Source organism: Shewanella oneidensis MR-1 (assembly GCF_000146165.2).
GTDB lineage: Bacteria > Pseudomonadota > Gammaproteobacteria > Enterobacterales > Shewanellaceae > Shewanella > Shewanella oneidensis.
In genome coordinates, this window is sequence record NC_004347.2 from 3,984,920 (window position 1) to 4,007,727 (window position 22,808).

General features: G+C 45.1%; 21 protein-coding genes and 1 pseudogene. 16 read left to right on the forward strand and 6 right to left on the reverse strand.

The window, feature by feature from the left end; all coding sequences use genetic code 11:
• The first annotated feature begins 101 nt into the window (after nt 1-101).
• The 3 genes from lolB (at nt 102) to SO_RS17875 (ending at nt 2,662) form a co-directional block, all read left to right on the forward strand.
• Nucleotides 102-746 (forward strand): lipoprotein insertase outer membrane protein LolB, encoded by a 645-nt coding sequence (lolB, locus tag SO_RS17865; RefSeq protein ID WP_011073599.1) that lies wholly within the window; start codon nt 102-104, stop codon nt 744-746.
• 1 nt (nt 747) lies between these two features.
• Nucleotides 748-1,602, forward strand: a complete 855-nt coding sequence (ispE, locus tag SO_RS17870) for a 4-(cytidine 5'-diphospho)-2-C-methyl-D-erythritol kinase (protein WP_011073600.1) — start codon at nt 748-750, stop codon at nt 1,600-1,602.
• Between the two features lie 112 nt (nt 1,603-1,714).
• Entirely contained in the window at nt 1,715-2,662 is a 948-nt protein-coding gene (locus SO_RS17875; protein ID WP_011073601.1) for a ribose-phosphate pyrophosphokinase, read from the forward strand.
• Between the two features lie 73 nt (nt 2,663-2,735).
• Here SO_RS17875 and SO_RS17880 read toward each other — a convergent pair whose 3' ends face one another.
• Nucleotides 2,736-4,598 (reverse strand): methyl-accepting chemotaxis protein, encoded by a 1,863-nt coding sequence (locus SO_RS17880; protein WP_011073602.1) that lies wholly within the window; start codon nt 4,596-4,598, stop codon nt 2,736-2,738.
• 405 nt (nt 4,599-5,003) lie between these two features.
• Between SO_RS17880 and SO_RS17885 the strand changes: the two genes are divergently transcribed.
• Genes SO_RS17885 through SO_RS17895 form a run of 3 tightly spaced genes read left to right on the forward strand, consistent with a single transcriptional unit; the run spans nt 5,004 to nt 7,083 of the window.
• A complete protein-coding gene (locus SO_RS17885; protein WP_011073603.1) occupies nt 5,004-5,537 on the forward strand; it encodes an RNA polymerase sigma factor in 534 nt (177 codons plus the stop codon).
• The gene (locus tag SO_RS17890) at nt 5,537-6,130 is read left to right on the forward strand and encodes an anti-sigma factor (protein ID WP_011073604.1); all 594 of its coding nucleotides are present in this window, start codon (nt 5,537-5,539) and stop codon (nt 6,128-6,130) included. Before SO_RS17885 ends, SO_RS17890 begins: the two co-directional genes overlap by 1 nt.
• Nucleotides 6,127-7,083 (forward strand): DUF4097 family beta strand repeat-containing protein, encoded by a 957-nt coding sequence (locus tag SO_RS17895; protein ID WP_011073605.1) that lies wholly within the window; start codon nt 6,127-6,129, stop codon nt 7,081-7,083. The genes SO_RS17890 and SO_RS17895 overlap by 4 nt, the downstream gene beginning before the upstream one ends.
• A 72-nt stretch (nt 7,084-7,155) precedes the next feature.
• Here SO_RS17895 and rsuA read toward each other — a convergent pair whose 3' ends face one another.
• Nucleotides 7,156-7,845: a 16S rRNA pseudouridine(516) synthase RsuA gene (gene rsuA, locus SO_RS17900; protein ID WP_011073606.1), complete on the reverse strand. Its 690-nt coding sequence runs from the start codon at nt 7,843-7,845 to the stop codon at nt 7,156-7,158.
• A 345-nt stretch (nt 7,846-8,190) separates the two neighbouring features.
• Between rsuA and SO_RS17905 the strand changes: the two genes are divergently transcribed.
• The 9 genes and pseudogenes from SO_RS17905 to SO_RS17945 all read left to right on the forward strand — a co-directional run bounded on the left by SO_RS17905 (nt 8,191) and on the right by SO_RS17945 (nt 17,567).
• Nucleotides 8,191-10,275 carry a M13 family metallopeptidase gene (locus SO_RS17905; RefSeq protein ID WP_011073607.1) on the forward strand — a complete coding sequence of 695 codons (2,085 nt, stop codon included), beginning with the start codon at nt 8,191-8,193 and terminating at the stop codon, nt 10,273-10,275.
• Nucleotides 10,276-10,485: 210 nt separating this feature from the next.
• Complete coding sequence (locus SO_RS17910; RefSeq protein ID WP_011073608.1) at nt 10,486-11,271, forward strand: RelA/SpoT domain-containing protein; 786 nt, start codon at nt 10,486-10,488, stop codon at nt 11,269-11,271.
• 204 nt (nt 11,272-11,475) lie between these two features.
• Nucleotides 11,476-11,883: an SMI1/KNR4 family protein gene (locus SO_RS17915; protein ID WP_011073609.1), complete on the forward strand. Its 408-nt coding sequence runs from the start codon at nt 11,476-11,478 to the stop codon at nt 11,881-11,883.
• Between the two features lie 45 nt (nt 11,884-11,928).
• Entirely contained in the window at nt 11,929-12,429 is a 501-nt protein-coding gene (locus SO_RS17920) for a DUF4447 family protein (RefSeq protein WP_011073610.1), read from the forward strand.
• A 352-nt stretch (nt 12,430-12,781) separates the two neighbouring features.
• Nucleotides 12,782-13,324 carry a PH domain-containing protein gene (locus SO_RS17925; protein ID WP_011073611.1) on the forward strand — a complete coding sequence of 181 codons (543 nt, stop codon included), beginning with the start codon at nt 12,782-12,784 and terminating at the stop codon, nt 13,322-13,324.
• An 82-nt stretch (nt 13,325-13,406) separates the two neighbouring features.
• Nucleotides 13,407-13,658 (forward strand): annotated as a pseudogene (locus SO_RS17930) (divalent metal cation transporter); the annotation flags it as partial.
• Nucleotides 13,659-13,807: 149 nt separating this feature from the next.
• On the forward strand, nt 13,808-14,272 hold the full coding sequence (locus SO_RS17935) for a YehS family protein (protein WP_037422212.1): 465 nt from the start codon (nt 13,808-13,810) through the stop codon (nt 14,270-14,272).
• A 341-nt stretch (nt 14,273-14,613) separates the two neighbouring features.
• Complete coding sequence (locus SO_RS17940) at nt 14,614-15,537, forward strand: IS5 family transposase (protein ID WP_011073613.1); 924 nt, start codon at nt 14,614-14,616, stop codon at nt 15,535-15,537.
• Between the two features lie 341 nt (nt 15,538-15,878).
• Entirely contained in the window at nt 15,879-17,567 is a 1,689-nt protein-coding gene (locus SO_RS17945; RefSeq protein WP_011073614.1) for an NAD-dependent malic enzyme, read from the forward strand.
• A 73-nt stretch (nt 17,568-17,640) separates the two neighbouring features.
• Here SO_RS17945 and SO_RS17950 read toward each other — a convergent pair whose 3' ends face one another.
• From SO_RS17950 to SO_RS17960, 3 genes are all read right to left on the reverse strand, one after another.
• Entirely contained in the window at nt 17,641-18,075 is a 435-nt protein-coding gene (locus SO_RS17950; RefSeq protein WP_011073615.1) for a DUF3069 domain-containing protein, read from the reverse strand.
• A 23-nt stretch (nt 18,076-18,098) separates the two neighbouring features.
• Entirely contained in the window at nt 18,099-18,626 is a 528-nt protein-coding gene (locus tag SO_RS17955; protein WP_011073616.1) for a phosphatase PAP2 family protein, read from the reverse strand.
• Nucleotides 18,627-18,744: 118 nt separating this feature from the next.
• Entirely contained in the window at nt 18,745-19,947 is a 1,203-nt protein-coding gene (locus SO_RS17960; RefSeq protein WP_005054087.1) for an IS256-like element ISSod4 family transposase, read from the reverse strand.
• 134 nt (nt 19,948-20,081) lie between these two features.
• Between SO_RS17960 and SO_RS17965 the strand changes: the two genes are divergently transcribed.
• Nucleotides 20,082-21,977 (forward strand): GGDEF domain-containing protein, encoded by a 1,896-nt coding sequence (locus tag SO_RS17965; RefSeq protein WP_011073617.1) that lies wholly within the window; start codon nt 20,082-20,084, stop codon nt 21,975-21,977.
• Between the two features lies 1 nt (nt 21,978).
• Here SO_RS17965 and SO_RS17970 read toward each other — a convergent pair whose 3' ends face one another.
• On the reverse strand, nt 21,979-22,731 hold the full coding sequence (locus SO_RS17970; RefSeq protein WP_238560610.1) for a substrate-binding periplasmic protein: 753 nt from the start codon (nt 22,729-22,731) through the stop codon (nt 21,979-21,981).
• Between the last annotated feature and the right edge of the window lie 77 nt (nt 22,732-22,808).

Sequence of the window (22,808 nt, forward strand, 5' to 3'; positions counted from 1 at the left end):
ACTGAAGTTATCCCAAGTGACCGCCAATGGAAATTTTACAAATGGCATTGGTATTCTTTCCAAGCCCTCGTATCATAAGGACTTTGGTATATCAGTTATAGATGAATAATTTGAAGCGCTTCACAAAATCCATTTTCTCTTGTATCGCCTTGAGCGGCCTATTGTTTTTAGGCGGCTGTGAAACACTGCCGCCAATGACAGATCTCAGCCCTATCACGGTCGATAATGCAGCCCAAGCCAAGGCGTGGGAGTTACAGGGCAAGCTTGCCATCCGTACTCCTGAAGATAAGCTAAGTGCCAATCTCTATTGGCGCCACAGTGAGGAGCGGGACGAACTCACCCTCACAACGATGTTAGGTACCACAGTATTAACCTTGGAAGCGACACCTAACTCGGCTCATCTACATATCGATGGCAAAGATTTTCGCGATACTAACGCTCAAGCCTTGCTTGAGCGCGTCAGTGGCTGGTCCATCCCGATTAACGATTTACCCCTGTGGATCACAGGGCAAATCGGCAGTTTAGATCGCGTCATCGCCGTTGATAGCGCAGGTCAGGCGAAGCAACTGCAAAATATGCAAACGCCACCGCCTTGGTTGGTCACATTTTTAAGCTGGCAATCCCAAAGTGGCGCCAAGGTGCCTTATCAATTAACGCTCGAACGCGGTGATTTACAGCTCAAGCTGCAACTTAATCAATGGCAAGCCTTAGGTAAACCCTCAATACTGCTCGGAGAAAAACCTTAGCATGTCCCAAGAGATTTCACGTAATTGGCCTGCGCCCGCCAAACTCAATCTGTTTTTGCATATTAACGGACGCCGTAGCGATGGCTATCATGAATTGCAAACCCTGTTTCAGTTTGTTGATTGTTGCGATCAACTCGACTTTCGCGTAACTGATACGCCTGAACTCATTTTGCATTCGACGATGTCGGCGGTTGTCGCGGATAGCGATAACTTAATTCTGAGAGCCGCAAAATCATTACAACAAGCCACTGGCTTTAACGGTGGCGCTGAAATCTGGCTCGATAAACGTCTGCCCATGGGCGGCGGTTTGGGCGGTGGCTCATCGGATGCGGCCACCACGCTCGTGGCCTTAAATCGGTTATGGAACACCCAATTATCCCATGATGAACTAGCGGCGATTGGATTAAAACTCGGTGCCGATATCCCTGTTTTTATTCATGGTTTCGCCGCATTTGCACAGGGGGTGGGTGAGCGTTTACAGGCGGTTAATCCGGCTGAATTATGGTATTTAGTCATTGCGCCTGATGCCCATGTTTCCACCGCAGCCGTGTTCCAAGATCCACTGCTCCCCCGTAATACACCTAAGCTTGGCCTCGATACTTTACTGAGCCAACCCTGGGCAAATGATTGCCAAGAACTGGTGGTTTCTAAATACCCTCAAGTTGCCAAGGCCTTAGGCTGGCTGCTAGAATATGCGCCGTCGAGAATGACCGGAACGGGCGCATGCGTGTTTGGGGAGTTTTCGTCGCAGCAGCAAGCTCTCGCAGCCTTGGCGAAATTACCGTCTGATATGCAAGGATTTGTTGCAAAAGGGATGAATATTTCGCCGCTAATAGTGCGACTCAATCGTCCATAAACTACTTTCTTCTAGAGCAACTTTTTCACGATAGCCCACGGGTTCGCTCCCGTCCCCGCATCGTCGTTGCTCTAGCCACTAAAATATAAAGCAAACGCCTGAGGTTCATACAGTGCCCGACATCAAGCTCTTTGCTGGGAACGCCACCCCCAGTCTCGCTAAGAAGATAGCCGATCGTCTATTTTGTAAACTCGGAGACGCAGTGGTTGGTCGTTTCAGCGATGGTGAAATCAGTGTCCAAATCAACGAAAATGTACGTGGTGCCGATGTGTTTATCATCCAATCCACCTGCGCGCCGACCAACGATAATCTAATGGAACTGATTGTGATGGTTGATGCGCTACGCCGCGCTTCAGCTGGTCGTATCACTGCTGTTATTCCTTACTTTGGTTATGCCCGCCAAGACCGTCGCGTCCGTAGCGCACGTGTACCTATTACTGCGAAAGTGGTTGCTGACTTCCTGTCTAGCGTCGGTGTTGACCGCGTTTTGACCTGTGATTTACACGCTGAGCAAATTCAAGGCTTCTTCGACGTTCCTGTAGACAACGTATTCGGCAGCCCAGTACTGTTAGAAGACATGTTAGCGAAGAAGTTAGATAACCCAGTGGTTGTCTCTCCTGATATTGGTGGTGTTGTTCGTGCTCGCGCAGTGGCAAAACTGTTAGACGACTCTGATCTGGCGATTATCGACAAACGTCGTCCACAGGCAAACGTTGCGCAAGTCATGCACATTATCGGTGACGTACAAGGTCGTGACTGCATTATCGTTGACGATATGATCGACACAGGTGGCACTCTGTGTAAAGCAGCTGAAGCCTTGAAAGAGCATGGTGCAAACCGCGTATTTGCTTACGCAACGCACCCAGTATTCTCTGGCAAAGCGGCTGAAAATATCACCAACTCAGTAATCGATGAAGTGATCGTCACTGATACAGTACCTTTAAGCCCTGAAATGCTTAAAGTGGCGAAAGTGACTCAACTGACTATGTCGGCTGTATTGGCAGAAGCCATTCGCCGCGTAAGCAACGAAGAATCTATCTCTGCAATGTTCAGCCACTAATTACGGCGCTTGCATAAAAAAACGCACCTTAAGGTGCGTTTTTTGTTGGAGCTGATTGTTGTTAGCGCAAATATTAGATTTTAAAGTGGCTTACTGCGCTCACAAGATATTCGGCGCGAGTTCTTAATTCATCTGATGCTGAAGCATTGGCATCTGCCGCTCGAGACGAATCCTCTGCAATATCACGGATAACAACGACGTTCTTATTCACTTCAGCAGCCACCATACTTTGCTCTTCAATCGCAGCGGCAATCTGAGTGCTCATATCCATAATATTACGCACGTCATTATTGATAAGTTTTAGTAACTCACCAGCAGCGGCTGCTTGCTCCGCGCTTTCTGCTCCTTGTTTTTGGCTCGCATCCATTAGCTGCACAATCGCGCGAGTTCGGCTTTGTAATGTCTGAATAATATTGGCAATTTCCTGGGTTGATGACTGAGTGCGCATAGCAAGACTACGTACCTCGTCAGCAACCACCGCAAAGCCTCGTCCCTGTTCACCAGCTCGCGCCGCTTCAATCGCAGCATTAAGCGCCAGCAGATTGGTTTGCTCTGCAATGCCACGGATTACATCTAACACACTACCAATGGTTTCGCTATCACGCTCGAGCTCATCAACCACAGAGGCACTCGTATTGATTTGTTCTGACAACTGCCTGATTTTAAGAATCGTCTGTTCAACCTCACTTTGACCTAACTGAGCGTTATCATGGGTTTTACCCGCCTTAAGGGCAGCAAGTTCCGTAGTTTTAGCAATTTCATCAATGGTTGCTCCCATTTCAGTAATCGCAGTAGCCACCATATCGGTTTCGTTGAGTTGTTGCGCCACGCCCTCTGAAGCAAGCATTGCATTTTGTGAAACGCTCTTACTTGAAGTGTTAATCGTAGCAACAGATTCAATGACTTGCTCGATAAGCTGCTGAAAACTTCCAACCATGCTATTGAAATGCTGTGCTATTTCACCTAACTCATCTTGCGTTGACGCATCACACCTTAGGGTTAAGTCTTTACTCACTTCGATACGAGAAATCACCTGAGTAATACGCTCTACTGGAGTGATAATGCTGCGGATAATCAGGTAAGTAATTATGCCTAGGATTAATGCAATGATCAGAAAGACAGTAATCCCAATATTCCGACTACTATTCTCAGTCTCATCAATCGCTTTTAAGGCAAGGTTATGCAGTTCGTCGGCGCTAGATTCAGTTAATCGATTGGCCGCGACTAATTGCGCCATCGTGCCTTGCTTTTCATCTAATCCCAGTTGCTGTTCTTTACTGACAAGGCTTTTAAAATCCTTTTGATATTGGTCTATCAAGGCGGCAATTTTATTTTGCGTATCGAAATCTAAACTTGACGATCTTAGACTGGTATTAAACACAGCAATATTGCTGTCAAAAGTCTCTACATAGCTCATTTCGCGGCGCAACATAAAATCTTTTTCATTGCGTCTAAGCTGTAGCATGGCAACTTGTAAGGATAATTGATCATATTCCTTAAGCATGGATTCGATATTGTGTACCGCGGTTCTTAGGGTGCCATAAAGGCCTGTTTTAGGCGTTAATCCTATTTCTTGTTGTAGTTGAACAACTTCATTAAATGCGACTTGGTATTGGTTTAGATTACGATCAAAACTTTCGAGGGAAGCAACGGGTACATCGTATTTTTTAAAAATACTCTCAAGCCTCGGGATCATGTCATCTATTTGAACATGAGTTTGTTTATGTTTTTCAACATATTGAATGTCTTTACGACCAAAAAAATCCTTTTCATTTTTACGCAGCAACAACACATCACGCTCGAGTTCAAGCACGGTTTGTGCCGCATGGGAGAGTTCCGACTCAACCGAATTTGTATAAAGTTGCAATCCAAACATGGCAATCACAGCCGTTACGGATACGGCAGCACTGAGTAACAATTTCGAGCGGATTAACATAAAAAGCCCCTAATAAATAACGTCTCTTAAAAAGATAGTTGGGAGTCACGTCTTTTACCGTAAATATTGCCTTGACATAAAAAGTTCATCTTTTCATTTTATTGTTTATACGCTACCCAATACTCCTAAATTCGCCTATTTCCGTTGAATGCCCATAACGAGTCAAGCCCTCAAAGTATAGTCTGCCATTTCACGCTCAGTGAGTTATCTCACAGAATACCACTTGGTATAAAATTAATAAGTTCATAAGCTTAACGGTAACAACCATCATTAATTTTACTACAATCTTGTGATGATTGACTCAATATCTTTCGCTGTGAATAATATTTTTTTATTCGATACAAACCTTTTTAGCCTTTCAACGCGTCTAATCAGTACATATTCACCACATGACAGGAAAATACAGTGACGGCAGGGAGACTCCCACTCGATAAAGCGATGTCAGAATTTGATCTCGTCACCTTAGCAAGCCAAGGTAATCGAGCCGCATTTAAGCAACTGTATTTAAACCATCATAAAAAGGTGTATGCCTTATCGTTGCGGCTTTGCGGCCAAGCCTCGCAGGCGGAAGAAATTACCCAAGAGTGCTTTATTTTGGTCTGGCAAAAATTACCGCAATTTAAGGGAGAAAGTCAGTTTTCGACTTGGCTACACACGCTTTGTGTAAACCAAGCACTGAGTTTTATTCGTAAGCAAAAATCCTTTTGGGCGCGCTTTATTCCTATGGAAAGCGATGCTGAACACCCAAGCTCAGACGAAAACTATCAAGGGCTAGACAAATTGATCCTCAAACTGCCAGAGCGGGCGCGCATTGTGTTTGTGCTCTGTGCCATTGAAGGTTATCAACACGAAGAAATTGCCCAATTGCTCGGTATTGCCGTAGGTACCAGTAAGACCCAATACCACAGAGCCAAGCAATTACTACAGGAGATGCTGTAATGTCCTTATCATCCGCTCCCCGCGAAACAACGCTCCAGCAATTGATTGCTAATGCCCCCAAAGAATTAGCGCCAGAGCAGGATCTTTGGCAAGCTATTGAAAAACGTATGGATAAGCCATTGCAGTTTACTTTTGCTCCAGCCCAAACAAGGCCAAAGCAAGGTGCGCAATGGGCAATTGCTGCGACAGTCGTGCTAGCAATGTTTTTCGGTTTCAATCATCTCAATCCAGAAAAAGCGTTATTGAGTGGCTCTGAGCAAGCTGAGCAAATAGCCAGCCAACAGACGAGTAATGAACACGCACTCCAAACCTTGCTCAGTCAAATCGCACAAACCCATCAGACTCAAGTTGCTAACTTAACGCAAACACCTGCGACAGTCGTCTGGCAAACCAGCCGTTTTAGTGCGCCATTAGAACAAGGATTAGTGGAGTTACGTCAGGCTGGTGAGCAGATTTTTCAAGCACTTCAGGCCAATCCGACAGATAAACAACTATGGCAACTCTGGCTTTGGGTGCAGCAACGTGAACTCGATTTACTCAAACAAAGCCAAAAACTTTCGATTCAAAACTCAACACAAGGAAATAGCATATGAGTCATTTTACCCTCAAGAAAACCAGTCTCTTAGTATCAACGCTTTATCTTGGCTTAATGGGCAATGCATTCGCCGCTGAAAGTGTGGATAAGCAAATGAGCATTGGCACAGATACCCTATTGCAAATCAAAGTCCAACGGGGCGAAGTACAAATCCAGAGCTGGGATAAAAATGAAGTCAGCGTCACAGGGACGCTCGATGAGCTGAGTGAAGGTTTTGTCTTCGAGCAAAAAGGTAACAATCTAAATATTGAAGATAAAATGCCCCGCCACTATAACGGCAGTGACAACAACGGCTCAAAACTCACCATTAAGGTGCCTAAGACCGTTAAGCTCAGTGCTGATACGGTTTCTGCCAATCTGCAAATGAGTCAGACTCAAGGCGAACTTGAGCTCAATACTGTCAGCGGCAATATTACTGCTGACAATCTGGGAGGCAGCCCAACGCTGCACACTGTCTCAGGCAATATCATCACTAAAGGATTAACAGGCAAAGTGATGTTAGATACTGTGTCTGGCGAGATTAAAGATGCTGACAGTAAAGGCGAAATCAAATATCGCTTAGTGAGCGGCGATCTCAACAGCCAAACCTTAGCCGACAAAGTCAAGGTTGAGCAGGTTTCAGGGGAAGTGAAAGGCGACTTTAAAACCGCCAAAGAGGTTAATGTACGTACCGTCAGCGGCGATACCCAAGTGTCGCTAGCAAAAACGTTTGATAAAGCCAATCTTGAAAGCGTGAGTGGCGATATGATGGTGAGCTTTACAGATACGCCCGATGCCAGCTTCGAGCTCAATGGCGGCCCTAGTGGCAAAATCAAAAATGGCTTGAGTCAAGATATGCCACAAAAACAAAAATACGTGCAAAATGAATCTCTAAGCTTCCAAACCGGCTCAGGTAGCGCCAGTGTAAAAATGGACACTATTAGCGGTAATCTGATCCTTAAAAAGCAATAGTCATTCGCTATCGTAAACATCCAATACAAAAATGCCGCTCTTATTAAGCGGCATTTTTTTACACACATAGCATTAAATTGAAGCGATTTCCTCAGCTGTCAGATAACGCCACTCACCTAAGGCGAGATCTGAGTCGAGTTCAATTTTCCCAATACTTTCACGATGTAAGCCAACCACATGATTACCCACGGCGGCAAACATCCGCTTCACTTGATGATACTTCCCTTCGGTAATGGTTAAACGCACCAATTGTGGCTCGATGATTTCAAGCATCGCGGGTTTCGTGAGGGCATCTTCGTTTTTCAGTGCCACCCCGGCGGCAAACATGGCAATTAAACTCTCATCTACAGGTTCTGCCAACGTCACTAAATACCGCTTGCCACAATCTTTTTTAGGAGAAGTGATCCGATGCGACCATTGACCATCGCTGGTGATCAGCACTAAACCTGTAGTATCAGCATCTAAACGGCCGGCAATATGTAATGTTTCAGGCTTTTCAATATCCAGCAGGCTCAATACTGAAGGGTAGACTTCATCTATGCTCGAGCAAATGGTGTCCACAGGTTTGTTCAGCATAAGGTAACGCTCTCCGACAAGGGAGATTTGCTCACCGTCGAGGCATACTTGCATGCCTTCCAGCACTTTAAAGCCAGCGTCTTTAATCACAATACCATCACAGGTGATATCGCCACGGTGCATCGCTTTTTTAGCCAAGGAACGTGTCAGCGAGGTACTTTCGCAAATAAATTTGTCTAAACGCACAGGATGACCCAACTTCAATAAATAAAAACTGCCGTATTATGGCCCCAATCACCAAAAGGACAAAGCCCAAACTAAAACGACATCATCCAATTGTTATATACAAACTAAGTACCTACTAACTTGGCAAAGCTTGCATACGGTATGTTTGCCGCTTTTTAGACCAATTTACGTTATGGTAATTTTTAGTTACAACTGCTAGATAATAAATCCGCCTTAAAAAGTGTAACCACCTTGTTTAGACTCCCAGTAAAGCATTAACATACGTTGCGTTGCGCCTGAAGCAATCCCATTTAGAACCCAAATAGCCCCAGATATGGGCACAATAACAAACTCAAAGGAAACGACATGAGAAAAGTACTCATTGGGGGACTGTGTGCCTCACTCATCGCAGGCCTTACTGCCTGTAATGACAAAACAGCAGAAGTTAACGCTCCAGAAACCGCAAAAACCGCCACTGCTGCCGCTGTCACTAAAGCATTGGGTTCTGGTATCGAATTTGAAAACTTCGACAAATCAGTTCGTCCGCAGGATGATTTCTATAAATATGTTAACGGCGCTTGGTTGAAAAAGTCCGAAATCCCTGCCGATCGCACTAGCATTGGTGCTTTCTACGATCTGCGTGAAAAATCACGGGACGATGTCAAAGCAATTATCGAAGAAGTCGCTGCAACGCCAAACCTGGTCGAAGGCACCGACGAGCAAAAAGTGGCCGATCTTTACCGTTCATTTATGGACACTGCCACATTAAACAAACTGGGCGTGACGCCACTGAAAGGCGAGTTTGATGCCATCAACGCCTTAAAAGATAAAAACGAACTGGTTAAATACTTCGCCCACAGCCAAATCATGGGTGCGGGTACGCCAATGGCTTTCTACATCGATATCGATGCGAAAAACTCTAGCCGTTACGCGACCCACCTGTATCAATACGGCCTGAGCCTGCCAGAAAAAGACTACTACTTTAACAAGTCAGAACGTTTCGTTAATATCCGCAAAGCGTACTTAGCTCATATCGAAAAAATGTTCACGCTAGCGGGACTCGCCAATCCAAAAGCTAGCGCAGAGTCTATCCTCGCCCTTGAAACCGCCATTGCCGCTAAACATTGGGATGTGGTTGAAACCCGCGATAGCACTAAAACCTACAACCTGTATCAAGTCAAAGATCTGCCAAGCTTAGCGCCAGATATCGACTGGACGGGTTATTTGACTGTGCTGGGCGCAGACAAGCAAACCGATATTATCGTTAACCAGCCAAGTTATATCCAAGGCCTGAACGAAGTGCTTAAAACCACCGATCTCGCCACGTGGAAAACTTACATGCAATGGCAAGTGCTGACCCATGCGGCAAGCAACTTGAGTGAAGAGTTTGACAACGAAAACTTTGCCTTCTTCTCTAAAACCCTCAATGGTCAAGAAGAACAAGAGCCACGTTGGAAGCGCGGTGTAGCTGCAGTCAACGGTGTATTGGGTGAAGTTGTTGGTAAAGTGTATGTGAAACGTCACTTCGCTCCAGAGGCCAAAGAACGCATGCAAGCCCTGGTTGAAAACCTGCGCGGTGCTTACGGCGACAGTATCAAAGATCTCACTTGGATGAGCGAGACGACTAAACAAGCTGCGGCGGAAAAGTTAGCAAAATTCAATCCCAAAATTGGTTATCCAAACAAGTGGGAAGATTACAGCAAGCTGACCATCAAAGCCGATGATTTAATTGGTAACGCGGTACGCGCAGGCCAAGTAGAACACGCTAAATCGCTGGCTAAGTTAGGTGCACCAATCGATAAAGACGAATGGCACATGACGCCACAAACGGTTAACGCCTACTACAACCCAACCATGAACGAAATCGTGTTCCCAGCCGCGATTCTGCAACCACCATTCTTTAATATGGCAGCAGATGACGCCGTGAACTACGGTGGTATCGGTGCGGTTATCGGTCACGAAATGGGCCATGGTTTCGACGACCAAGGTGCGAAGTTCGACGGTGAAGGCAATATGCGTGACTGGTGGACAGCGAAAGACTTAGAAGAGTTCTCTGCCCGTGGTAAAGCACTGATCGCTCAGTACGATGGCTACTATGTGTTTGACGATCTGCATGTCAACGGCAGCCTGACCTTAGGTGAAAACATCGGTGACTTATCAGGTGTGACTATCGCTTACCGCGCTTACAAAAAATCACTCAATGGTAAAGAAGCACCGGTTATCGACGGTCTGACAGGCGATCAACGTTTCTTCATCGGTTTTACCCAAATTTGGCGTGCAAAAGCCAAAGAAGAAGCCCTGCGTAACCGTGTAGCAACAGATCCACACTCACCCGCAGAGTTCCGCGCACTGGGTGCACTGTCTAACATGCCAGAGTTCTACACAACTTATGATGTAAAACCAGGTGATGCTATGTATATCGCGCCAGAAAAACGCGTAAAAATTTGGTAATGCCAAATTAATTCAAGACAATAGTTAACTCAACGCAATAGTTAACCAACATAATGGCGCCGCTACTTTTTAGCAGCGCCATTTTTATTAGCAAAAACAAATGTGGGCCGAACATGAACAAGTCTTCATCGTTGATTCAGCTTTAATTAAGCCATTTCAGCCTATGGTGTCCCTGTGATGTGTATCACTCCCATAAGGAAGTAGGCCGTTATGAATAAGTTATTTCGTACCTTTTTTATCTTTCTACTCTTATTATCGACCCGCACTGGCGTAGCCAATCCTTTAGTCATCAATGACAGTACCGCCGAACGTGGCAGTTATAGCGCAAGACAGGCACAAAGCCATGACCTACATGGATTATACGCGCTAAGCAGTCAAACCTTCGACACACCACGCCAATCCTCAAACTGCTTAGATAACTTATATTTAGGTGCTCACGCTGCGCAGCATGAACTAGGTAATTTACTGCAAAAAATCACAACTCACTCACAGACGCACGCAATATTGCCTGAAGTGAAAAGTTACCAACGCGCTGCTGAAAAAGTCGCTAGCAAATTTAACGGTGATGCGAGTCAGATAACCGATCTCGCCCGTGCCAGTATTGTGGCTGATAGTATTTCAGAGTTAATGCAAGCCTATTACACCTTAAGTGAGCAAACGCAGGTCGTGAAACTAAAGAACCGTTTCGCCGAACCCAAAGCCTCGGGTTACCGCGATCTCAACCTGCTGGTACGTTTACCTGAAAGCGGCATGATTGCCGAAGTGCAATTACACCTTAAGGAAATTGCCGACATCAAAAGCGGCCCTGAGCATAAGGTCTATGAACAAGTGCAGCAAATTGAAGCCAATGCCCTTAAACAACATCGTCAGTTAAGTGAATTTGAAACCGCACAAATTGCCAAACTGCGCCAAGAGTCCCATAAGCTGTATCACAAAGCATGGCTGAACTATAAACGCATTGCAGAAGGAACCCTGCTAAACAGCTCAGTCGCTTAACCCATCACATCTTCCACTTTTGCGCTGGTTTTCTGTAAAGATACCAGCGCTTTTTTTACTGAATTAATAAGCATTGCCAACGAGCAACATATCCAAGCGATTAATCTCGGCTAACACCACTTAAGCGCCCACTGCCCGTCCCTCGCATCCAACCTCGTTTCCCTATATAATCCCGCGCCATAAGGCGACCCTTAAGGACATTCCATGCACGACATTATTGAGCAACTCCAAGAACGCAGCGAAACTGTACCTGTGCCACTCGAGTTACCCACATTCGAGCAATTAGTGGAAGTGGAGGAACAAATTCTGATCCCACTGCCACGGGAATTAAAGGAATACCTACTCCATGCCAGTGATGTGATTTATGGCGTGATTGAGCCTGTCACCGCGGCCGATCCTTACTCACACACCTATTTGCCTGAAGTGACTTGCTACGCTTGGTCAATCGGCCTGCCAAGGGACTTAATTGCGATTTGCCAATTAGGCGACGACTTTTATTGCATCGACCAAGACGGCCAAGTCCATTTTTGGCAAAACGGTGACTTTACCGATACCTATTGGGAATCCTTCTGGGAATGGGTCGAAGATATTTGGTTAAAAAACAAATACTAATTTGACGTTTACCGACTTTATATTTACCAATTTGAGAACTGCATTATGTCTAAAAATATTGGCTTGAACGCCATCGAAATGAGCTACTTACGCCAATCACTCAGCCTCAGTGCGGCTCAAGTAGGCCAACTGACCAACCACAGCGAAGCTGAAGTGTTGGCATGGGAAAATGCTGAAACACAAGCTCCTGAACTGGCGCAAAAAAAGCTATTAGACATCGACGATATTATCGAGATGCAAGTGCTTAACACCACAGATGGTATCGAAGCCCTCTTCAAAAAAGAGCCTAAGCGTCACTTAGCCTTTGTGGTTTATCCGACCCAAGCGATTTACACCCAATATAACCCTGAATTTTTAAGCTCTCTGCCACTAACAGAGCTTTATAACACCGCGGCATGGCGCATTAAAAAAGAATGCAAACTCGTGCTCGAAGTGGATGTCAGCCTAATCAATTTGAACGTAGAAGCCTATAAAGCTTACCGCGAACAAAACGGACTAAGTGAGAGCCGTGAAAGTCGCGCTAAATGGGCGGCAACTCAGCTATAAACGCCAACTAACTTAATCAAAAGGGCAGAAGTTTTACTTCTGCCCTTTTGTTTTTAATTGACCCACCCTAAATAGCGCTACAGCAGCGATGGCTTCCATTTTTGCTAATACCGATTGATTGGATTATGGGAATTTGACAAATACTCTCTTACCAGAATAATCCCTTTAGTTAGGCTTGGGTTCGCGTTTCTGCTGCGTAAGTGTCCGTTTGTATAAATAACGACAAAAATACCCGCTACAAATAATGTCAGATACAAAAATCCCGACTTCACTGACGTTGCTATTTTGTTAATAATAAAAACAATGTATTTTCTCAAGATAACCCAAACAGGACACAGGGCTTAGGGGAAAAATGCAAGATAACACCATTCATGAAGCGGAATTTGAGGCCAATTTAGGCCTGTATTGGTTGCTCTCTGGGGCGGCTTATTTCAGCCTAAGTATTATTGGTATCCCATTATTATTACTCTGGTTTCCTCTCGGCTTATGGGGAACGCGCCGCTATATCAACAATATGAGCGCGCGTCTCACCAGCAAAAAACTTATCGTGCGTAGGGGCATATTAACGCGCACCGAAAATACCGTTCCCTTAGATAAGATCACCGATATTGCCTTAATCCAAGGTCCGATTATGAGGCTCATGGGCTTACATAAACTCACTGTCGAAACGGCGGGGCAATCGGGAACGGGTTCCTTAATCAGCCTAGTGGGCATAGTCGATGCTCCAGGTTTTAGAGCACAGATTTTGGAGCAAAAAGAGCGCTTGAGTGGCCTCCCCCCACAACCTGAGGCATTTCCCGTCACAAACGATAATGTGCTACTCGCCCAACTGGTAGAAATGACCGCAAGCTTAAAGCGTATCGAAGCCCTACTCACCTCCAAATACAATTCTTAACAGATAAAACTGCGACTAAAGTACTTATATAGCTCAGTATCAACAATATCATTTCCAATGGATAAGGAAACACGCAGCACCTATGGCTAGTCATCAAGTTAAACCACTCTCCATAAATTGGACTGCACAGCTCTCCCTTGGCATACAAGCAATGGGGCCCGGCGTGTTAATGGCTGCCGCCGCGATTGAGGCTTCTCATTTAGTGTCATCCACACGCGCTGGCGCAGAATTTGGTTGGTAATTGGCTTGGGTCATTCTTGGCGTGAACTTGCTGAAATATCCATTTTTTGTCGCAGGAGCCCGTTACACCACAGCAACGGGCGAAAGTTTACTGGTATTGGGTGAAGACTTAGAACATCTTGAACATAAGCGTGATATTAATGATTAACACCACAAATACCACTGAATCCTGCATCTTCAGGTTGTTTGAGTATATACTACCTGCTCTTAAACCAGACTGCGCAGCCGCGCCTAGAGATGACCATGATAAACAATGATATTTTGCGCCGTTTGCGCTTCGTATTCGATTTCAGCAATGCCAAAATGATTAAGATTTTTGCCAAAGTTGGAAGAGAAGTCTCCACCGAAGAGATGATTAACCTACTGCGCAAAGAAGAGGAAGAAGGTTATAAAGCCTGTAACGATACCACCCTATGTCAGTTTTTAGATGGTCTAATCATCGAAAAACGTGGTCTGCGTGAAGGTGCTGAAATCCCCAAACCAGTATCAAAATTAAACAACAACTTAATCTTCAAAAAATTACGTGTTGCCCTCGAAATGCGTGAAGAAGATATTGTGGCCACCCTAGCGCTCGCTGAAGTGCAAATGTCAAAATCTGAGCTTAGCGCGCTATTTCGCAATCCAGATCATAAAAACTTTAAGGCCTGTGGCGATCAGATCCTGCGCAACTTTATCCGTGGTCTGTCATTGAAATATCGCGGCGTATAATCCTGCTGGTATCAATGCAAATCTTGCTAAGATTAGGCTGAAAATTAAAAATCCGAATAGCTATGATATTCGGATTTTTTCGTTCTAAAGCATCAATCTGACTCAAAGAATCACCTCAACACGCCCTAGCAAACCTCAAAGGTACCTAATTTAACGGCAATCCCATTATCCACTAACAGTTGCCCCTTGCCCCAAACTTTATTAATAGCGAGATCATTGTTTAACAACACAAAATCAGCATCTTTATCGAGAGCAATGCCCGGCTTTGTTTCCTAAATCAGTTGAACTAATGCGATGGTGGCGGATCTGATCGGCATCGCTCATTAACACATCTATCAACCGTGCCAAAACCTCGCTATAAAACAACCAACTGGAAGCAATACAACCAAACCCTAATCAATCGTGGCTCGCTGACCTTCTGGATTGATGAGGACGTTATCGCCAAGTGGAAAGCCAAAGTCGAGCAACCAGAGAAAGGCCGCCCTCGCGTGTTTAGTGACTTAGCCATTACCACTGCGCTGATGGTTAAACGTGTTTTATCTATGCCACTACGAGCCCTGCGGGGCTTTATCTACTCAGTGTTTAAACTGAGTGATATTCCGCTTTCGTGCCCGCATTACACTTGCATCAGCAAACGTGCGAAAACGGTCAATATTGCTTTTAAAACCAAGACTCGTGGCACCCTTGAGCACTTGGCTATCGACTCAACGGGCTTAAAGGTTTACGGCGAAGGTGAGTGGGAAGTGAAAAAACATGGCACAGATGGCAAGCGCCGAGTATGGCGTAAACTGCACATTGCCGTCGATACACATAGCCATGAAATTATTGCCGCAGAACTTAGTTTATCGGGTGTAACAGACGCTGAAGTGATGCCAAATTTACTTAAGCAAACCCATCGAAAAATCCGCAATATCTCGGGTGATGGTGCTTACGACACGAGAGCTTGTCACGAAGCCGTTCGTCGAAAACAGGCGTTAGTACTCATTCCGCCTAGAGAAGGTGCAGCGCTCTGGGAACAAGGGCATCCACGTAACTTAGCGGTCAGTTGGCTACAGCTTCATGGTTCAAATAAACAGTGGAAAAAACAGTATGGCTACCATCGACGGTCAATCTCAGAAACCACCATGTACAGGATAAAACAACTGCTAGGTGGCACGTTATGCATGCGAAATTATAACGCTCAGGTGGAAGAAACCAACACAATGATAAGGGCGTTGAATAAACTGACGGGGTTAGGCATGCCTGAAACTCACTATATACTTTGAAATTAAGCAATTAGATAGGGCCTTGTTCGCTGAATCGATTTAGGAAACAAAGCCGATATGAATCCATCGCTTTGTTGCTCGAAATGCAGTGATACTGACACGCAGCCTAGGCTGCGTTGTGGCTTTTTCAGTCTGTTAAACAACCTTTTATTTAGCCAAACCATTTACAATCAATTAACAGATGCGTGTTTTAAACAGCAAGATTGGCTCATGCTGCAAAAAAAACCACAAATCGCATGTGACACAAGCAACAAAGATCACATTTCGTGATAACCTTACGTGACCTATAGCACGTCTCAAGCACGTACCGAACCACTTAAACAATAACTCAAAGGTTACCCATGGACGATAATAAACGCCCCCTCTATCTTCCGTTTGCAGGACCTGCCATTCTTGAAGCGCCATTGATTAACAAGGGCAGTGCATTTTCTGAAGAAGAGCGAATTTTCTTTAACCTCGAAGGCTTAGTGCCCTATGCCATTGAAACTATTGAAGAACAGGCTTCGCGCGCCTACGATCAGTTTAGAAGTTTCAATAACGATCTCGATAAGCACATTTATCTGCGCAACATTCAAGACACCAACGAGACGCTGTTTTATCGTTTAGTGCAAAATCATATCAGCGAAATGATGCCAATTATCTACACCCCTACAGTAGGTTTGGCCTGTGAGCGTTTCTCGAAAAACTATCGCCGTAACCGTGGTCTGTTCATCTCTTATCCGAATAAAGACAGGATTGATGACATTCTCAACAACTCAACGCGCCAAAAGGTAAAAATCATCGTGGTGACCGACGGTGAGCGCATCTTAGGCTTAGGCGACCAAGGTATTGGTGGCATGGGGATCCCGATTGGTAAATTGTCGCTCTACACTAGCTGCGGTGGGATCAGTCCCGCGTACACACTCCCTATCACCTTAGACGTAGGTACCGACAATCCACAATTGTTAGAAGATCCTATGTACATGGGTTGGCGCCATCCACGTATTGGCGGCGAAGAATATGCCGAATTTATCGAAGCCTTTATGCAAGCCGTGCATGTACGTTGGCCAGATACCCTGATCCAATTCGAAGACTTTGCCCAAAAAAATGCGATGCCAATCCTTGAGCGTTATAAGGAACGCTACTGCTGCTTTAACGATGATATTCAAGGTACTGCCGCGGTGACTGTGGGCTCGTTACTCGCCGCCTGTAAAGCCGCGGGTACTGAGCTTAACAAACAGCGTGTCGCCTTCTTAGGTGCGGGTAGCGCAGGCTGCGGTATTGCCGAAGCCATTGTGGCGCAAATGGTGTCAGAGGGAATTAGCGATGAGCAAGCCCGCAGCCAAGTTTGTATGGTTGACCGTTGGGGCCTGTTGCTCGATAACATGCCAAACCTGTTGCCATTCCAGCAAAAACTGGCACAAAAATGCGCAGATATTAGTCATTGGAATAACTTCAGCGACAATATTTCGCTGCTCGATGTTGTCAACAACGCTAAACCTACAGTGTTGATTGGCGTATCGGGCGCTCCAGGCCTATTTACCGAAGAAATTGTGCGCGCAATGCATAGCCACTGTCCGCGGCCGATTATCTTCCCACTGTCGAACCCAACAAGCCGCGTTGAAGCGACGCCAAAAGACATTCTGCATTGGACTTCGGGCCAAGCATTAGTCGCCACCGGTAGCCCGTTCGAGCCTGTGGTTGTTGATGGTGAAACCTATGAAATCGCCCAGTGTAATAACAGCTTTATCTTCCCAGGCATTGGTTTAGGCGTACTCGCCTCGGGTGCCCGTCACGTATCAGATGCAATGCTCATGGCGTCGAGCCGCGCACTTGCCGAATGCTCGCCTTTGGCGATTAATGGCTCAGGGCCACTCCTGCCAAAACTGGAAGATATTCACTCAGTGAGTAAGCATATTGCGTTCGCCGTAGGTAAAGTGGCGATTGAACAGGGTTTATCCTTACCCGCGAGTGATGAGTTACTGATGCAATCTATCGAAGATAATTTCTGGAAACCAGAATACCGTCGCTATAAGCGCACATCGTTCTAATTTCAGACATTCGCACAAACAAAAAGCCCGTCAACAGACGGGCTTTTGCTATCTTGCTCAAGACGTTTATGCCTTATGGCGCCATCACTTGCTTAAAGCTGTTGAGCATTGAACGGTCGGTGCGCGCTTTCTTTAATTTGCGCACGCACTCCTTTAATGACTCGTCGGCTAAACGAGTAAAAATGCCGTTATATTCCTGTTCATTGATCGCTTCATCTGTATCGGCCTGCTCAGAAATCTCCTGCGCAACTCGGCTTAATTGCAACCAAGCGTTGGCAATATAAAAACCATGGAATTGGGCCTGCGGCATCAAATTACGCGCACTGGCGGGTAATGCTTCCCATGCCTGACTAAATTTAGCTTCTCTGTCTTCTAACAGCTCTGCACACAAACCTTGATAAGCCGCCAATAGGCTCTCCGGCAATTTCGCCATAGGCAGCACTTTATTGGCAACATTGTAACTAATACGTTCGGTAGTTTCGCGATACTCAACTGATACTTCAGCCATAATGACTCTCTTTCGTAAACGACTTAAAATTGGCCGCTAATATATAAACCATAAACCCCATTATGGGCTAACGGTGTCACTGTGATCCCTTTATAGGGCTCCGTAAAATACCAACCCGCCAGCATACCAATAGCAGCCCCTGCGAGCACATCTTCTACATAATGCTTATCGCTCTCCACTCGAGTATATCCCACATATGAAGCGGCAAGATAAGCTGGTAGGCCATATTGCCAACCATAACGTTGTTGGATAAACGTCGCCGCCATAAAGCTATCAGAGGTGTGTCCTGATGGGAAAGAATCATCACCACTGCCATCAGGTCTGTCCTTATTGACACCCAGCTTTAAGCCTTCGACGATCACTCGACTCGATACTGCGGCCTTGAGTAATTGCCAACTTCCCTCATGACCCTCTTCATAAAATAAAGTTGCCCCCAAGGCGGTTGCAGGTAAGAGCAGATGCACAACATCTCCTGACGTTTCAAGATCATCGGAGTTCGCCCAACTGGCGCCAGTAAACAGTAACAGGACGGCACAGAGTATCTTTTTCAAGGGTTTTCCTTATAGGGTAAGATCCAAGGCGACGTTTATACCTTGATAGCGAAATGAATGCAAAAATTGCGACCAGTCAATGAAAGAGGGCGTTCAAAATTCTGTGTCAGGCTAATTTTTAAATTTCTAGCACGCTATCTAAACGTCCTTCAAAATAAATCGCTAACTGAGATAAACAAAGGCTCCAATTGTGGATTGGCATAGTCCATTTATCTGAGGCGTTTAATATGCCTGCGTAAAGTAGCTTCAACAAGCTATTTTCATTAGGAAATGCACCTTTGGTTTTGGTGAGCTTTCTAAATTGGCGATGCACAGCCTCAACCGCATTGGTCGTGTAAATCACTTTCCTGATATGTTCTGGGTACTTAAAATAATGGGACAAATTATGCCATTTGCGACGCCAAGAGTTGATTACCAACGGATAAGCATCACCCCATTTGGCCTCCAGTTCGTCCAAGGCCATCTCTGCGGCTTCTTTACTCACGGCTCGATACACAGGCTTTAAATCAGCCATAAACGCTTTCTGATTTTTTGAGGCGACATACTTCATTGAGTTACGGATCTGGTGGATAACGCATAGCTGTGTTTCCGTATGAGGAAAGATACTGGCTATGGCCTCAGGGAAACCGGTCAAGCCGTCAACACAGGCGATAAGAATATCTTTTACACCACGATTATTAAGATCGGTCAGTACGGATAGCCAGTAATTAGCGCCTTCATTTTCGGATAAGTGAAGCCCTAAAATTTCCTTTTTTCCTTTCATATTAAGCGCTAACAATGTGTAAACGGCTTTACTGACGTAACGCCCATCCTCTTTGACTTTATAATGTATCGCATCAAGCCAAACGATAGGATAATGGCTATCTAATGGGCGCTGCTGCCACGCTTTAAGTTCGGGGATGAGTTTGTCAGTGATAGCACTGACTGTTGCGTTAGACACATTGAGCCCATACATATCTTCAACATGTTGATTAATATCGCGATAGCTCATACCTATACTGAACATCGATAACACTTTACGTTCGATTTCATCGGTTAGTGTAGTTTGATTTTTCTTAATCAACTGAGGCTCAAAGGTGCCATTGCGGTCTCTAGGCGCGTCTAACTCAAAGTTACCGGACGGATGCTTAATGGTCTTAGGGGTTTTGCCATTTTTACGATTAGGCTGAGGATCATGCGCTAAATGCTGCTCAAGCTCAGCCTGGAGAGCCGCTTCAGTGAGTTGCTTGATCAGTGGGCCAAGAATGCTGTCTTTACCTGTGAGGCTTTTACCTGACTGCAGATCTTTAAGGGCTTGTTCGAAGTTAAAAGGTTGGGTCATGTGTCATTCCTGTTTTTGAATATTTTACTGAAATGACACAGAATTATGAACACTACCCAATGAAAACAATAGATGAAAAACTTATGCTAAGATAATGATTAGCTATCTGTTTCAATGCGAACAGGAAACCTCTCTTGCTATCTTACCCACGCTATTTAGCCGTATTCCTTCTCATCATAGGGCAATCATGTCTTGCTTTTGCTGAAGAGCAGCCACAGGTCGGTCAGCTATTCAAACTATTTGATAGCGGTGAGTCTATGCCGCGTGCAACCATCGAGCAAAATATTGCGCTCTTGGAAAAGCTCATCTCAAGTGATGATATCGAGCGTATTGAAAAACTAAACCAAATCAAGTGCTGGAACCAAGCTTCAGATACTGAAGAGGAAATCGCTAAAGCACTCAATTATGCCGAGCAAGCACTCTCGCAGATCCCATCAACGGCTTCGACTCATTTTATTACCGATATCAATCTTTGCCGAGCTTGGTTTTTACAACTGACAGGCGATATTAACGGCGCAATGGAGGGCTATACCAAAAGCGTTCAAAGCGCCTATGAACATGAGGATATAAAACTCATTGCCGATGCCCGCAGTCTTCGTGGTGCCTTGTATTCCTACACAGGAGACTTTTCAGAGGCATTGGATGATTTGGTGACCGCACAAGGACTTTATGAATCGTTAAATCTCACGGGTTGGGCGAATATAAACTTGACCGATATCGCCACCAGCTTTAGACGTTATGGCGACCCTGAAAGTGCAATAAAATACTACAAAAAACTCAAAGAGTTATATTTGAAAAATGGCAATAAAGAGCAAGTTGCGAATGTAATGTCAGAAATCGGAATCGCCCTGGATGAAATGGGTAAACATGAGCAAGCCATTGAACACTTTCGCTTTAGTTACCAGTATTTTAAAGACCAGAAGCTCAACATTGTTGCCGCGATCAACGCGACCAATATCGCCTATAGCCTTATTCAGTTAAACCGCTTAGATGAAGCTGAAAACTACTTAAATGAAGCGGCACCCGACATCAGCGAAAATGAACCTGCTGCATATAGTTTTATGAAGCTGTTTATGGGGAAAATACGCAACCAACAAGGTCGTTACCAAGAAGCCCTAGATGAACTTAGCGCCGCTGAACATGCATTTCGCGTGATGCATAATGACCGAGGCCTAATCCAACTATTACAACTCAAAAGTGATATCTATGCCGCTATGGAGGACTTACCACAGGCCTACCATATTCTTCAGGAATTTATTGCACTCACAAAAAAAGTAGATGACAGCTCAATTGCACATCAAACAACTGAGCTAAAAGTAAAGTTCGACACGAGCTGGATCGAATCAGAAAACAAACGATTGATCGATAATCAAAAGTTGAAGGAACAAGAATTAACCCTGCTCGAAAAAAATAAGTCGCTACAGCTCATCATTCTGTTACTCACAGGCTGTATTTTGGCCACTGTGTCACTGTTTGCTTATAAACAAGTACACAGAAACCGTCAGCTGCAAACCATTGCATTAACCGATTATCTCACCCAATTACCCAATCGCAGGCATATTTATGCCCAAGCAGAGCAGTATTTTCAGCTAGCACTTAAACAACAAATTCCTTTTTCGATCATTATCTTCGATGCGGATCATTTTAAAAAAATCAACGACAACTTCGGCCATGAAATTGGCGATCAAGCTCTTTTGACTATTGCCGAAGCGAGCAAAACATTAACAACGGATCGAAATCTGGTTGGCAGAATAGGGGGTGAAGAATTTTTGATTTTATTACCTAATACGGATGCCGATCGTGCATGGAAACTTGCCCATGAGTTACAAACTTTAATCACACGATTTGGGGCAATTAATTTACCAGTAGAGCTAAAACTGACCGTCAGTGCAGGGGTGGCGACCTTGCCCATCCAATCAGAATTACAAGATCAAAACTTTGCGCGTTTACTAAAACGGGCTGATAACGCACTATATGAAGCCAAAAATGCCGGAAGAAATTGCGTTAAAGCAGCTGAAATCACGGGATAACTTAATCAGTCTTATGCCAAAAAATCTGATTTTCAAGGGGCGGGGGTAAAGTACCAAACCATTTTTGATAAAGCCTTGCAAACTCGCCTGACTCTTTTCGCTTTTCTAACTCAGTTTGCCAGCGCTGAACCGTTTCTGCAGGCGTCCCCTTAGAGAAAGCGAGATACAGACGGATTTCAGCGAGAGTATAAACGGGTTTGATAGCCGACTCCTTCGCCCCCACTTCTTCGAGAATGTGCTTAACGGCTAAATCAGCCTGACACCAAAGTCGCACCCGAGAAAATAATAACTGTTTCGCCGATTGCTGAGGAAAACTCGCCACTAATAATGCATTAACGCCCTGTTGTTGTAACAGTTGCGCCCCCACGGATTCACGATAAACACCAACGATTCCCGCCGCATTAACATCAGATAACTGATTGATATTAATACTATCGTCGGCTTTGGCGTAGAGAGTGATTTTACTGGTCGCAATAGGGCCAATAAAGTCAAAATGGGTTTCCCGCTCATCGCTGATCGATGTTGCAAACAACAGCACATTTGGCGTTGTGCTGGCGATAGAATAAGCCCGAGCCCAAGGTAATACTTCGATACTCTGCTGCTGCCCAAGGCTAACTTGCAGCATATTAACCAATTCAACCCCAAAGCCTGTGGGCACGCCATCTTGCTCAAAACTCATGGGGGGCCAAGCTTCAGTGACTAAACGTACTGGCGCAGTTACCGCGAAAACCAGCCCTGAATAACCTAAGCTCATACACAACAACAGGCGATAGCAGTGTTTGTAAGTGGCGAATAACATAGGTTTGACCGGAGGAGGAAGTTAATACTCAT

Coding starts and splice junctions, on each gene's coding strand:
- lolB (WP_011073599.1), top strand. CDS start 102: ATGAATAATTTGAAGCGCTTCACAAAATCCATTTTCTCTTGTATCGCC.
- ispE (WP_011073600.1), top strand. CDS start 748: ATGTCCCAAGAGATTTCACGTAATTGGCCTGCGCCCGCCAAACTCAAT.
- SO_RS17880 (WP_011073602.1), bottom strand. CDS start 4,598: ATGTTAATCCGCTCGAAATTGTTACTCAGTGCTGCCGTATCCGTAACG.
- SO_RS17890 (WP_011073604.1), top strand. CDS start 5,537: ATGTCCTTATCATCCGCTCCCCGCGAAACAACGCTCCAGCAATTGATT.
- SO_RS17895 (WP_011073605.1), top strand. CDS start 6,127: ATGAGTCATTTTACCCTCAAGAAAACCAGTCTCTTAGTATCAACGCTT.
- SO_RS17905 (WP_011073607.1), top strand. CDS start 8,191: ATGAGAAAAGTACTCATTGGGGGACTGTGTGCCTCACTCATCGCAGGC.
- SO_RS17910 (WP_011073608.1), top strand. CDS start 10,486: ATGAATAAGTTATTTCGTACCTTTTTTATCTTTCTACTCTTATTATCG.
- SO_RS17915 (WP_011073609.1), top strand. CDS start 11,476: ATGCACGACATTATTGAGCAACTCCAAGAACGCAGCGAAACTGTACCT.
- SO_RS17920 (WP_011073610.1), top strand. CDS start 11,929: ATGTCTAAAAATATTGGCTTGAACGCCATCGAAATGAGCTACTTACGC.
- SO_RS17925 (WP_011073611.1), top strand. CDS start 12,782: ATGCAAGATAACACCATTCATGAAGCGGAATTTGAGGCCAATTTAGGC.
- SO_RS17935 (WP_037422212.1), top strand. CDS start 13,808: ATGATAAACAATGATATTTTGCGCCGTTTGCGCTTCGTATTCGATTTC.
- SO_RS17945 (WP_011073614.1), top strand. CDS start 15,879: ATGGACGATAATAAACGCCCCCTCTATCTTCCGTTTGCAGGACCTGCC.
- SO_RS17950 (WP_011073615.1), bottom strand. CDS start 18,075: ATGGCTGAAGTATCAGTTGAGTATCGCGAAACTACCGAACGTATTAGT.
- SO_RS17960 (WP_005054087.1), bottom strand. CDS start 19,947: ATGACCCAACCTTTTAACTTCGAACAAGCCCTTAAAGATCTGCAGTCA.
- SO_RS17970 (WP_238560610.1), bottom strand. CDS start 22,731: ATGAGCTTAGGTTATTCAGGGCTGGTTTTCGCGGTAACTGCGCCAGTA.